Below are 13,154 nucleotides of genomic sequence, written 5' to 3'. Positions count from 1 at the left end.
GCCTGCACGGCAAGTCGCCATGGATTGCGTTTCACACCAAAGCCACAAAGCAGTACAACCCCATAATTCACAACAAAATGGATTGCTTGCACCCATGATCAACCGACATTTATGGCATGCGTTTGGCCTTCTTATCATTGTAGTGGCTGCAAGCATGCTTTATGTACCACATCTGAGTAATCAACTGGTATTTGATGATCATGGGATGTTCTCCGCCCTTCAGGTATACGACTATGCTCAAAAGCTTTTTGATTTACGACCACGGACCTTCCCGTACTTCACTCTGGGCATTGTCCAGGTTGAATTTGGTCAGATCGAAGCGCATAGAACGATCAGCTTAGTCATTCACATCCTTTGCGCTGGAATGCTCTTTGCGCTTATTCATGAACTTGTCAGCCAAGCATTAAAGAATTCGGAATCAAGCGCCGCAAGCGAAAAGAAATCTGCGGGCCTTGCTTTGGTCGGATCCCTTTGGTTTGCGATTCATCCTGTCGCAGTTTATGGGGCTGGATATCTGGTTCAACGCACCATCCTGTTCGCGACGCTTTTTTCGCTGCTATCGCTTTGGTTTTATTGTCGTGCATTTTCCAAGAATCGAACTGTTGACGTCATCACGGCCGCGCTGTTCTATTCACTAGCGGTCTTTTCAAAAGAGCATGCTGTAATGCTTCTATTCGCGGTGATTCCATTTGCCGCTTTATATAGCCCCCGTCTCCAATCGAGCGCAAGGCGTGTTGGACTTTATCTACTGCTTTGCATCCCCGCAGCTATTACCGTAGTAATCTCGGCAAAGTCGGTTGTTGCTAGCACATATGAACCATACGTTGGAATTTTGCTGAACCAGATCCAAGGCATACCACTGCTTGAAACGCCACTAGGCAAGTGGCTAGTCAGTGTCACTCTACAGGCCGGATTCTTCTTTGATTATCTGGGCTATTGGATTCTGCCTGATGTTCGCTCGATGTCGATTGATATGAGAGTTGACTTTACTCGACTCTGGCATACATGGTTCACAATTCCGAAAGCCGCCATTTTCGCGATCTGTCCATTTGTCGCCGCTTACCTTATTCGAAAGCGCGGCCCAGCAGCGCTCTTCGGGTGCGGACTTCTTTACTGTTGGCTGCTGTTTTTCACGGAGCTTGTTACTGTCAGATTTCAGGAACCGTTTGCCCTGTATCGCAGCTACCTTTGGGCACCTGGCTATCTTTTTATGGTTGTAGCAGTGCTTTCTTACCTTAGGTTAAGGTGGGTCGTTGCACTATCGGCACCTTTGTTGTTAGGAAGTGCGTGCCTAGCCCAAGAACGTTTATCAAGCCTCGCTACTGAAAGCACAGCCTGGACCGATGCCGCAGCAAAATTGGAATCCAAATCTGTTGTAGGTTCGGCTCGAATCTTCTATATGCGAGGCGTGCAATATGTGAAAGAAAAGAAATATAGGGAAGCGATTGCTGACTTCACGGAGGCTATTTCTCGTTATCCCAATGCCCCACAAATCTATTATCAACGTGGGATTGCCTACTACTCCTTGCATGAATTTACCAAAGCACAGGCGGAATTCGATCAAGCAATTACCGTAGATGGAAAATTTGCTTATGCGCACTTTGCGCGGGGCATGGTATTTGAGCATTTTGGCTGCGCTTGGGAAGCTCGAAATGCCTATGCAAAGAGCCATGAACTTGGTATCGCCGTCGCGGCCATGAAGCTAAAAGAAGAAGATCAGGCACTTCTGACACATAAACCGACCTCCAACTCTGTGAAATGCCCGATCACGAAGGGTTAAGGACGTAGCTGGTGGTGCAAACGTCCGCCCCAATGAACAACGCCCGCGCATGCGGGCGTTGTTCATGAATCAGCTCTCCCGTCAGATTTTCACGAGAGGCACCGACGAGCTATTTTAATGCCATTTGCCGATAGCATTGGTCACAACCGCCTCAGTGCTGGTCGATCCGACCGTCCAAGTGATTGCGGTGCCACCAGCGGTGATGTTTGGGGTCCAAGTGATATTTTTGGAATCAATCACTGTAGCCTTGATGTTTTGCAGTACCGCAGTAATCACACCAGCGGTACTTACGTTGTAGCTCACAACCTCATTGGTAAGCGTTGGGCCGGAAGCGGCCAACCCAAGCGAACCCCAGCTGTCCGCAGCAAAACCACTTTGCATCGCACCACCGTTTTCCTGCATCATTTGGGCGACAGCCAATTTCACGGGATCTACCGCAGTCGCCACTTTAGAAAGCTTGGCCCTGACCACGTAGTCTTGGTATTGCGGGATCGCTACCGCCGCCAGGATACCAATGATCGCCACCACGATCATCAATTCAATCAAGGTAAAACCGCGCTGCGCACGTTGAATCATTTTCATCGACCTCATTTTGCTCTCCCTTTGGAATCAGGCAGCGAATCTGCCATTGCACTCCATTCAGCAAACGGCATGCCAACAGGAAATTCAGCTTTCAGGACGATTTGCCACCCGGCATTAAGCTGGCTTTAACAATTTTTGCCATCTACTAACAATTTTTGTCAGCTTGCAGTCCTTGTTTGCCATTGACGTGCAATGCACGGCAAAAATTGTCGCGCCCGATTCGCAATCCTTCCGAGAAAGCCTCGGAATTCGGAACCGCTCAATTGGCTTTAGCTGCGATGGCAAGAATGTTGCCGAAAAAACCATCAACATTGGTGCGATGAATGGATTCCGTCGTGAAGGTTGGTGTGGATGACGATCCACCTCTTGGGCAGAACGCTCCCGCATCCTCTGCTTGCGAGAGCGCCAATCCCTATTGTTATCCTTGCCGGGGAGGCCTGAACGGATCTTCCATGTCTGCACGCGCGGACGAGAGCATGTAATGCCGACTGCCTTGGGCAGCAAGTCCGCGCGAGGGCTTTGAACAGATCAGGATTCGGCGCGCGCCTGCTTCCTTGTGAGCACGAATCCCGTCGCTACCACGATGACGGCACCGATGATGCTCGGGATATTCACATGCACCGCCGTGCCCGGTATCAGGAAATCCAGCCCCGGCCAGTTGGCCGCGATCCACGGTGCGACCGCTGTATCCGACACGATCATTCCGCCCGCCAGATAACCCAGCAAGCCGGCACCGAAGGTAATGATGATCGGGAAGCGTTCCATCAGCTTCAGAACGATGGTGCTGCCCCAGATGATGATCGGGATGCTGACCATGATGCCGAAGATCACGAGCGCCAGCTGGTGCTCGCCGGCTTGTTCGGCTGCGCTTGCCACTGCAATGACGTTGTCGACACTCATGACAAGGTCGGCAACGACAATGGTTTTGATCGCGGTCAGGAGCCGGTCGCTTGCCTGGATATCGCCGTGTTCATCGTCATTTTCGGCCAGCAATTTGATGCCGATCCATAGCAGCAGCAGGCCGCCGACGATTTTCAGGTAAGGCACTTGCAGCAAGGTGACGGCGAAGGCGATCAGCACGATACGGATGGCGATCGCGCCGAAGGTTCCCCACAGAATGCCCTTGGTGCGCAGGTTCGCAGGCAGGTTGCGGCATGCAAGCGCGATGACGATCGCGTTATCGCCGCCCAGCAAAATGTCGATCAGGATGATTTGGCCAATCGCGACCCAATTCAGATTCAGTAAAAAGTCCATGCAAGTGCCCAGAAAAAGTGTTGCGCGAAATAATACGGGGAGCCAAAGCTCCCCGCAAGTTGTGCCTAGTACGTACCAGGGCTTTACTTCATTGTCACGGCCATTACAGCACGGACTTCAGCAGACGCCCCATTTCCGACGGATTCTTGGTCACTTTGATGCCGCAGGCTTCCATGATGTCGAGCTTGGCTTGTGCCGTGTCTTCGCCACCGGAAATCAACGCACCGGCGTGGCCCATGCGCTTGCCCGGAGGCGCCGTGACGCCGGCGATGAAGCCGATCACGGGCTTCTTCATGTTGTCCTTGATCCAGCGTGCTGCGTTTGCTTCGTCGGGACCGCCGATTTCGCCGATCATGATGACCGCGTCCGTTTCCGGATCGTCGTTGAACATCTTCATGACGTCGATGTGCTTCAGGCCGTTGATCGGGTCGCCGCCGATACCGACTGCGGAGGACTGGCCCAGGCCGAGTGCGGTCAATTGACCGACGGCTTCATAAGTCAGCGTACCGGAGCGCGAGACAACGCCGATGCGGCCCTTCTTGTGGATGTGGCCGGGCATGATGCCGATCTTGATTTCGTCCGGCGTGATCAGGCCCGGGCAGTTCGGTCCGAGCAGCAGGGTCTTGCTGCCGGATTTGGCCATGCGGTCCTTCAGTTCCAGCATGTCGCGCACGGGAATGCCTTCGGTGATGCAGATCGCCAGATCGAGTTCGGCTTCGACGGCTTCCCAGATCGCTGCAGCAGCGCCTGCCGGCGGTACATAGATAACCGAGACGGTTGCGCCGGTCTGGTCTTTCGCTTCCTTGACATTCGCGAAAATCGGGATGCCTTCGAAATCCTCGCCCGCCTTCTTCGGATTCACGCCTGCGACGAAGGCGTTCTTGCCATTGGCGTAATCGCGGCAGCCGCGAGTATGGAATTGCCCGGTCTTGCCGGTGATGCCTTGTGTAATGACTTTGGTGTCTTTATTGATCAGGATCGACATATTTCTTCCTCGTGCGATTATTTAGCGTTGGCCGCAGCGACGACCTTTTGCGCAGCTTCTTCCATCGTGTCAGCCGAGATGATCGGCAGGCCGGAATCGGCCAGCATCTTCTTGCCGAGGTCTTCGTTGGTGCCTTTCATGCGCACGACCAGCGGCACGCTCAGGGACACGGCCTTGGATGCGGCGATCACGCCTTCGGCGATGACGTCGCAACGCATGATGCCGCCGAAGATGTTGACCAGGATGGCTTTCAGGCCGGGGTTGCGCAGCATGAGCTTGAAGGCTTCGGTCACTTTCTCGGTGGTGGCGCCGCCGCCGACGTCGAGGAAGTTGGCAGGTTCGCCGCCGAACAGCTTGATGGTATCCATCGTGGCCATCGCCAGACCGGCACCGTTCACCAGGCAGCCGATGTTGCCGTCGAGGGAGATGTAGGCGAGGTCGAACTTGGAGGCTTCGACTTCGGCCGGATCTTCTTCGTCCAGATCGCGCATCGCGACGATTTCAGGATGACGGTACAGCGCGTTGGAGTCGAAGTTGAACTTGGCGTCGAGCGCGATCACCTTGCCGTCGCCAGTCAGGATCAGCGGGTTGATTTCGGCCAGCGAGCAGTCTGTTTCCCAGTAGGCTTTGTACAAGCCTTGCAATTGCTTGCGGGCGTCAGCGATGGAGGCGGCCGGCACGCCGATCTTGGCTGCAACTGCATCAGCGTCGGCGTCGGTCAGGCCGGTGGCCGGATCAATTACGACATTGTGAATCAGCTCCGGGTGCTTTTCCGCGACTTCTTCGATGTCCATGCCGCCTTCGCTGGAGGCCATCAGCACGACGCGCTGGCTGACGCGATCGGTCACCATCGAGACGTACAGTTCCTTCTTGATGTCCGCGCCTTCTTCGATCAGCAGGCGGCGTACCTTCTGGCCTTCCGGGCCGGTCTGGTGCGTGACCAGCTGCATACCCATGATGGCGTCGGCGTATTCCTTGACCTGGTCGAGCGACTTGGCGACTTTCACGCCGCCGCCCTTGCCACGGCCACCGGCGTGGATTTGCGCCTTGACGACCCATACCGGACCGCCAAGGGTTTCGGCCGCCTTGACCGCTTCTTCAACGGAAAGGCACGGAATGCCGCGCGGAACCGTCACTCCGAACTTGCGGAGGATTTCTTTGCCCTGATACTCATGGATTTTCATGCGAGCTTCCCTTCAGACGCTTATTGAAAAAAATAAAGGTTAATCAAGTGGATTGGACTTTGGGCTGGGCATTGATCGCCCAGCGGGGGTAATACTTCGCAACCGCAGCGCCGTCCGAGCGCAAGGCATGGCAACGGTCGAGTTGAAATGGTTTATGAGTTTGCTCGTCGGCACCCGCACCGTCACGCGTATCGAGCACATCACCGGCGAATGCTTGTATGGCAGCAGTCGGCAACACTTGCAATAGTTCGGTCAAATGCGTGCATCCCTGAATTCCGGACAATCGTTCCTTGACGCCATTGCGAAAACCCTTCAACAGGTTCAAGCCGATCAGCCTCCGGTAGGCCGGGCCGATCGTGTCGCAATAATCCGGATAGGGAACTGCATCCGAGACGGCTTCGGCATCCACAATGGTCAACTCGAGGTCGATTGTCAAACGCAGCCAGAGATCGTGCACCGGAGTACCGGCCGGTCGAACGCCGGAAGCGAGGTTTGCAGCGCGGGTTTTGATGTCGGTGATATGAGCGTCGATATCCCACAATCCATCGTCGCGCACGAATGCTTCGACGTGAATGGCGCGTGTGTGCTTGAGCGCACGGCGGGAAATCGACGGAGATAAGGGCATGATGAGGTGCCAGTAGAACTGGCAAGATAATGCCGCATTGCGTGTCGCTGCCGCAGCTTCTACGACAACAGCCGCTCATGCGGCGCTGCAAAAAACCCCGGAAGTGTAGCACAGCTCAAGATTGGATAGTCGTCTTGAAATTTTTGCGTGGCTGACAATAAATAGTGTCGCATCAAAAAAACATACGACCGGACAAGTTTGTTGCCTGAAGAAAAATCGCATGCGCGGGGGCAAATCCAATTCGAAGGCTTGAATGGCATCGACGCAAGAGGCACGTCATCCTGACGAGAGTGAAAAAGAAAATCGAATCGCTATTCGTCAGCGTGACCGATTTCACGTATCGCGGCTCGAATTGCGCTCATTGAAAACCCGCGCTGCTGGAGAAACCGCATCTGCCTGGCTCGCTCTGAAGCGTCCTCGGGAGGATGGCCGAATTTTCTATCCCAGACTTCGCGCGCTCGCGCGACTTCAGTCTGGCTCAGGTCTGCCTTGATGCCTTCCAGCACGTCGGAGTCGATACCGTGACTCTGCAGTTCGGACATGATCCGGCTGTTGCCGAATCGGGCAGCGCGACGATTCACCATCGATTCCGAAAAGCGGGACTCGGACAAAAACCTCGAATTTTCCAGCCAGTCGAGCAAGGACTCCACATCGTCGCGCTCTTGCGCATAAAGTGAGAGCTTGCGCGCGAGTTCCAGGCGACTGTGTTCGCGGGATGACAAATACTTCAGGGCTCGCGCCTTCAGACTCATTTGCATTTTTGCCATGGTGTTCTGAAAGCACGAGCCCTTCTCACGTGAAGTAATCGGTACAGCACGAATCAGTACGTCCGCATTTTCTGGAATGTGTTCAGAAGGTCACTCTTCTTCCTTGGCAAGCGGAGCCAGTTCGCGCACACCGAGCGATGCGCGCACCTTGTTTTCGATTTCGCGTGCAAGTTCCGGATGCTCTTTCAGGTAGTTGCGGGCGTTGTCCTTGCCTTGGCCGACACGCTCGCCGTTGTAGCTGTACCACGCGCCGGATTTTTCGACGATTTTCGCATCCGAACCGAGGTCGAGAATCTCGCCTTCGCGCGATGTACCTTCTCCATAAAGGATGTCGAAATGCGCTTCCTTGAACGGCGGGGCGACCTTGTTTTTGACAACCTTGACCTTGGTTTCGTTGCCGATCACCTCGTCGCCGGACTTGATGGAGCCGGTACGGCGGATATCGAGGCGGACGGATGCATAGAATTTCAACGCGTTGCCGCCGGTAGTCGTTTCCGGGTTGCCGAACATGACGCCGATTTTCATGCGGATCTGGTTGATGAAGATGACCAGTGTGTTGGTGCGATTGATGCTGCCGGTGAGCTTGCGCAGTGCCTGTGACATCAGGCGGGCTTGCAGACCTGGCAGGGAATCGCCCATGTCGCCTTCGATTTCGGCGCGCGGCGTCAAGGCGGCGACCGAGTCGATGACAACCATGTCAACACTGCCCGAGCGCACCAGCGCATCGGTGATTTCCAGCGCCTGTTCGCCGGTGTCCGGTTGCGAAATCAGCAGATCTGACAGGTTGACGCCGAGTTTTTGCGCGTACACGGTGTCAAGCGCATGCTCGGCATCGATGAAGGCGCAGGTACCACCGAGCTTTTGCATTTCGGCAATCGCTTGCAGCGTCAGGGTGGTCTTGCCCGACGATTCCGGTCCGTAAATTTCGACGACGCGTCCGCGCGGCAGTCCGCCAACACCCAAGGCGATGTCCAGACCGAGCGAACCGGTCGAAACGACCTGCACTTCTTCTGCCACGGCACCGTCGGCCATGCGCATCACGGAACCCTTGCCAAACTGCTTTTCGATCTGTGCCAGTGCGGCAGCGAGCGCCTTGCTCTTGTCCGGATTGAGTGCGGATTTCTTGTCGTCCATGGTGTGTTCTTTCGGCGGTTGGATGAAAGGATCTGTGGAACTGATTTTCAAACTGCTGAACGTCAAATCGACGCCATAGTCAGTACTGTATAAAAAACCAGTGATTTATGCAAGCGCTGTTTTTCAACTAATGAAAAAAGTTTATTAATATGCAGACAGAGTAGTAAATTGACTGTTTGCCGCCATTGGGAAACTCCTTCGGCCCCTTGAACCTGATTTGCCGTGTACCAACATGCGTATTTTGCTTGCCGAAGACGATAGCGTTCTGGCCGACGGACTGACCCGTTCCTTGCGTCAATCCGGCTACGCGATCGATTGTGTGAAGAATGGCGTGGAAGCCGATTCGGCGCTGTCGACGCAGGATTTCGATTTGCTGATCCTGGATCTGGGGCTGCCCAAGATGCCGGGGCTTGAGGTGCTGCGCCGCCTGCGCGCCCGCAACTCGCACTTGCCGGTGCTGATCCTGACCGCGGTGGATTCGATCGAACAGCGGGTGAAAGGACTTGACCTCGGCGCGGACGACTACATGGCCAAGCCGTTTGCCTTGTCCGAGCTGGAGGCGCGCGTCAGGGCGCTGACGCGGCGCGGCGTCGGCGGCGGGCCGACCGCAATCAAGCACGGCCCGCTCTCTTACGATCAGGTCGGCCGCATTGCGTACATGCATGATCAGATGCTGGAACTTTCCGCACGCGAGCTGGGATTGCTGGAAGTGCTGTTGCAGCGCACCGGGCGTCTGGTTTCCAAGGAACAGCTGGTGGATCACTTGTGCGAGTGGGGCGAGGAAGTCAGCAACAATGCCATCGAGGTGTATGTGCATCGGCTGCGCAAGAAGATCGAGGTCGATGGCGTGCGCATCGCGACCGTGCGCGGTCTGGGCTATTGCCTGGAAAGGTATTCGGATGCGAATGCACACGGCACCCCTTCCACGAATTGAACCGAACCATGAGCGATCCACATCACATGGATGCGGGCGCTCCCTCCGCCCCTCCTGCGCCTGAATCGACTGCGCGATCCGCGTCGGCCGAGCCGATCGCGACCCAGCCCCAGGAGCGCATTCAACGCTCGCTGTTCGGCGAAATCCTCGACTGGATGCTGGTACCGTTGCTGCTGCTGTGGCCGATGAGCATTGCGATCACTTACCTTGTGGCGAAATCGATCGCCAATCATCCTTTCGACCGTGCGCTCGACGACAATGTCACGGTACTCGCGCAGCAGGTGAAGGAAGTCAACGGCAAGGTGGTCGCGCCGCTGGGGAGTTCGTCGCGCGACATCTTGCGCGCCGATGATGTGGACAATGTCTATTTCCAGATCAGCGGGCCGCGCGGCGAGTATATCGACGGCGATCGCGACGTGCCGCCCCCGCCCACCGAAGAGGAAAAGGCATACCCGGGATCGGTGCAGTTTCGCAACGAGTCGATGCGGGGAACCGACGTGCGGATTGCGTATGTCTATGTCGATTTGCGACCGTCGCACAGCGCGCATCAGGCGATGGAGCAGAATCTGGCGCTCGTCCAGGTCGGGGAAACGCTGGACAAGCGGGTGCAACTGGCCAATGAAATCATCAAGGGGGTGATCCTGCCGCAATTCATCATCCTGCCGATTGCCCTGACGCTGGTGTGGTTTGCCTTGACGCGCGGACTGTCGCCGCTGACGGAACTGCAGCAGCGCATCCGCGAACGGCGGCCGGATGACTTGAGTCCGATCGATTCCGGCCAGGTACCCGAGGAAATCTCGCCGCTCGTGCGTTCGCTCAACGACATGCTGGAACGGCTGTCGCAGACCATTCAGTTGCAGAAGCGCTTCATCGCCGACGCCGCCCATCAAATGAAGACGCCGCTGGCGGGCATGCGCATGCAATCGGAACTGGCGCTGCGCGAAACCAATCAGCATGAGATCCATCGCTCGCTCGAACAGCTGTCCAAGAGTTCGGAATCGGCGACGCGCCTGGTCAACCAGTTGCTCGCGCTGGCGCGTGCGGAAAACCAGACGCCGCAGTCCAATCCCTTCGTGCGGATCGAGCTGTCCGCGATCGCGCGCGATGTGGTGCAGGATTGGGTGCAAGCCTCCTTCACCCATCGGATCGACCTCGGTTTCGAGCAGCCTGGACATCCGATCATGCTGTTCGGCAATGCCATCATGCTGCGCGAACTCCTGAGCAACCTGATCGACAATGCCTTGCGGTATACGCCGTCCGGCGGCAGCGTCACGGTCAGGGTGCGCGCCAACGAAAACGAAGGCCTCGCAATACTGGAGGTCGAAGATACCGGACCGGGAATTTCGCCTGCCGAGCGCGCGCATGTATTCGAACGGTTCTACCGCATCCTCGGCAGCAATGTCGAAGGCAGCGGCCTCGGCCTGTCCATCGTGCGCGAGATCGCGCAGCAGCATGGCGCGGAGGTCGACATCTTCAGCAATCCGCGCAGCCACGATCCGAAACTGCCCGGCAGTCTGTTCCGCGTGACGCTGCACATGGAGCAACGTCACGCCTTCATCGATGACATCGGTTGATATGCGCCTGGAATCCGGAAAAACCATCAAACTCGACCGCGTCCAGCACTGGAAGCGCACCCGACGTCTTACCTCCATCCTGCTGTGCGTCTGGTTCGTCGTGACGTTCGGCGTCGCCTGGTACGCGCGCGCACTATCCGGCATCCAACTGTTCGGCTGGTCGTTCTCCTACTACATGGCGGCCCAGGGCATCATCCTTGTCTATATCGCGATCATCGGCTTGTACACATGGCGCATGTCGAAGCTCGACCGCCTGCTTGAAGGCGAGGACGCCGATGGCAAATAGGGCATTTGCGCAACAGCTGTGGCGCTATTACGCCTGCTACACGATGGGTTTCATCCTCTTTCTGCTGTCCATTGCGATTCTGGAGAAGGAGGGATTCCCGCGCGTCTGGATCGGCTACATCTTCATCTTCTCGACCATCGTCCTGTATGCCGGCATCGGCATCATCAGCCGCACTTCCGACGTGTCGGAATACTATGTCGCGGGGCGGCGCGTCCCCGCCATTTTCAATGGCATGGCGACGGCGGCGGACTGGATCTCGGCGGCGAGTTTCATCAGCCTTGCGGGCGGCTTGTATCTGTACGGTTTCGACGGCCTTGCCTACATCATGGGATGGACCGGCGGCTACTGCCTGGCGGCTTTGCTGATCGCGCCGTACCTGCGCAAGTTCGGCCAGTACACCATTCCGGATTTTCTCGCGGCCCGCTACGTGGGGCGCTACGGCGGCAATGTGGTGCGCATTTTCGCGGCGCTGGCAACGATCATCATTTCCTTCACTTACGTGGTCGCGCAAATCTACGGCGTGGGCCTGATCACTTCGCGCTTTACCGGCATCGATTTTTCCGTCGGCATCTTCCTCGGGCTTGCAAGCATTCTGGTGTGTTCCTTCCTTGGCGGAATGCGCGCCATCACATGGACCCAGATCGCGCAGTACATCATCATCCTGATCGCCTACCTGATCCCGGTCGTCTGGCTGTCGATGAAACACACGAATGTGCCTGTTCCGCAGGTGGCATACGGATCGGTCTTGAGCAAGTTGAGCGACAGGGAACAGGCGCTCAACGCCGATCCGAAAGAACAGGAGGTGCGCGCGGTTTTCAAGCGCCGCGCCGAGGAATACGAAGCGAAGCTGAAGGCCCTGCCCGCATCATGGGGACAGGGCCGGGTCGAAGCGCAGCGTCATCTCGACAAGCTGAGGAAAAGCAACTCCTCGCTCATCGAAATCAAGGCGGCAGCACGCGAACTCTCGAACTATCCCAAGGATGCGGAAGAAGCCCGACGCAGATGGACCGAGGCCAGAGCCGCCAATCTCGCGCACACCGAACCGATCGTTGCGCACACGACGCCGTTTCCCGGCAAGGACGAGGCCGCATCCGACATCAAGCGCAACAATTTTCTCGCGCTGATCCTGTGCCTGATGATGGGGACCGCCGCGCTGCCGCACATCCTGGCGCGCTTCTATACCACGCCGTCGGTGCATGAAACGCGGTTGTCGGTTTTCTGGACCCTGTTCTTCATCATGTTGATCTATACCTCCATCCCGGCGCTGGCCGTCATGGTGAAATACGATATCTACACATCGCTGGTCGGGATGGATTTCTCGAAGCTGCCGTCGTGGGTCGCGTACTGGGCGAGCATCGACAAGGTCCATCCGCTGGTCAGCATCACCGACATCAACAGAGACGGCATCGTGCAACTCGCGGAGATCGTGCTCGACGGCGACATGGTCGTGCTGGCGACGCCGGAAATCGCCGGACTGCCATACGTGATTTCCGGACTGGTTGCGGCCGGCGGACTGGCGGCCGCGCTCTCCACCGCGGACGGTCTGCTGCTGGCAATCTCCAACGCACTGTCGCATGACACGTACTACAAGGTTATCAACCCGGCGGCGTCCTCGCAGAAACGGGTCACGATTTCGAAACTGCTGCTGCTGGTGGTCGCAATGGTGGCGGCCTACGCCGCCTCGCTCAAACCCGGCAACATCCTGTCCATGGTGGGAACGGCGTTTTCGCTCGCCTCGTCCATCCTGTTCCCTGCACTGGTATTGGGCATTTTCTGGAAACGCGCGAATCAACAAGGTGCAATTGCCGGCATGATCACGGGGCTCGTGGTCTGCCTGTATTACATGGTGCATACGCATCCGACGCTCGGCGGATCGGCAAGCGGGCAGTGGTTCAACATCGCGCCGGTGTCGGCCGGCGTGTTCGGCGTACCGGCGGGCATGCTGGCGATGGTGGTGGTCAGCCTGCTGACGCCGGCACCGGACGCGCGCTGCCATGCGCTGGTGGATCATATACGCGCGCCGTAGCGCGGCAGACGGAATATCCGACG

At 56.9% G+C, this 13,154-nt stretch carries 12 protein-coding genes; 5 read left to right on the top strand and 7 right to left on the bottom strand.

Going from position 1 to position 13,154, the window contains the following annotated elements; genetic code table 11:
- The first annotated feature begins 94 nt into the window (after positions 1 to 94).
- On the top strand, positions 95 to 1,780 hold the full coding sequence (locus tag D3870_RS03520; RefSeq protein ID WP_158590367.1) for a tetratricopeptide repeat protein: 1,686 nt from the start codon (positions 95 to 97) through the stop codon (positions 1,778 to 1,780).
- A 114-nt stretch (positions 1,781 to 1,894) separates the two neighbouring features.
- On the opposite strand, the gene D3870_RS03515 is transcribed toward D3870_RS03520, so the two are convergent.
- The 7 genes from D3870_RS03515 to recA all read right to left on the bottom strand — a co-directional run bounded on the left by D3870_RS03515 (position 1,895) and on the right by recA (position 8,311).
- A complete protein-coding gene (locus D3870_RS03515) occupies positions 1,895 to 2,356 on the bottom strand; it encodes a pilin (protein WP_422879662.1) in 462 nt (153 codons plus the stop codon).
- 534 nt (positions 2,357 to 2,890) lie between these two features.
- Positions 2,891 to 3,616: a TerC family protein gene (locus D3870_RS03510; RefSeq protein ID WP_119736711.1), complete on the bottom strand. Its 726-nt coding sequence runs from the start codon at positions 3,614 to 3,616 to the stop codon at positions 2,891 to 2,893.
- 103 nt (positions 3,617 to 3,719) lie between these two features.
- Entirely contained in the window at positions 3,720 to 4,601 is an 882-nt protein-coding gene (gene sucD / locus D3870_RS03505) for a succinate--CoA ligase subunit alpha (RefSeq protein WP_119736710.1), read from the bottom strand.
- A gap of 17 nt (positions 4,602 to 4,618) precedes the next feature.
- Complete coding sequence (gene sucC, locus D3870_RS03500; protein ID WP_119736708.1) at positions 4,619 to 5,785, bottom strand: ADP-forming succinate--CoA ligase subunit beta; 1,167 nt, start codon at positions 5,783 to 5,785, stop codon at positions 4,619 to 4,621.
- Between the two features lie 43 nt (positions 5,786 to 5,828).
- Entirely contained in the window at positions 5,829 to 6,410 is a 582-nt protein-coding gene (locus D3870_RS03495) for a DUF2889 domain-containing protein (protein WP_119736706.1), read from the bottom strand.
- A 311-nt stretch (positions 6,411 to 6,721) separates the two neighbouring features.
- Complete coding sequence (gene recX / locus D3870_RS03490; protein WP_119736704.1) at positions 6,722 to 7,177, bottom strand: recombination regulator RecX; 456 nt, start codon at positions 7,175 to 7,177, stop codon at positions 6,722 to 6,724.
- Positions 7,178 to 7,267: 90 nt separating this feature from the next.
- A complete protein-coding gene (gene recA / locus D3870_RS03485) occupies positions 7,268 to 8,311 on the bottom strand; it encodes a recombinase RecA (protein WP_119736702.1) in 1,044 nt (347 codons plus the stop codon).
- Positions 8,312 to 8,543: 232 nt separating this feature from the next.
- On the opposite strand from recA, the gene D3870_RS03480 reads away from it, so the two are divergent.
- The 4 genes from D3870_RS03480 to D3870_RS03465 are packed head-to-tail and all read left to right on the top strand — an operon-like array spanning position 8,544 to position 13,131.
- Positions 8,544 to 9,245: a response regulator gene (locus D3870_RS03480; RefSeq protein WP_119736700.1), complete on the top strand. Its 702-nt coding sequence runs from the start codon at positions 8,544 to 8,546 to the stop codon at positions 9,243 to 9,245.
- Positions 9,246 to 9,253: 8 nt separating this feature from the next.
- Positions 9,254 to 10,819, top strand: coding sequence for a sensor histidine kinase (locus D3870_RS03475; RefSeq protein WP_119736698.1), 1,566 nt, complete (start codon positions 9,254 to 9,256; stop codon positions 10,817 to 10,819).
- A 1-nt stretch (position 10,820) separates the two neighbouring features.
- On the top strand, positions 10,821 to 11,105 hold the full coding sequence (locus tag D3870_RS03470) for a DUF4212 domain-containing protein (RefSeq protein WP_119736696.1): 285 nt from the start codon (positions 10,821 to 10,823) through the stop codon (positions 11,103 to 11,105).
- Positions 11,095 to 13,131: a sodium:solute symporter family protein gene (locus tag D3870_RS03465; protein WP_119736694.1), complete on the top strand. Its 2,037-nt coding sequence runs from the start codon at positions 11,095 to 11,097 to the stop codon at positions 13,129 to 13,131. The genes D3870_RS03470 and D3870_RS03465 overlap by 11 nt, the downstream gene beginning before the upstream one ends.
- The last annotated feature ends 23 nt before the right edge of the window (positions 13,132 to 13,154 follow it).

Source organism: Noviherbaspirillum cavernae (assembly GCF_003590875.1).
GTDB classification, from domain to species: Bacteria; Pseudomonadota; Gammaproteobacteria; order Burkholderiales; family Burkholderiaceae_D; genus Noviherbaspirillum; species Noviherbaspirillum cavernae.
This window is presented reverse-complemented; position numbering and strand designations above follow the sequence as displayed.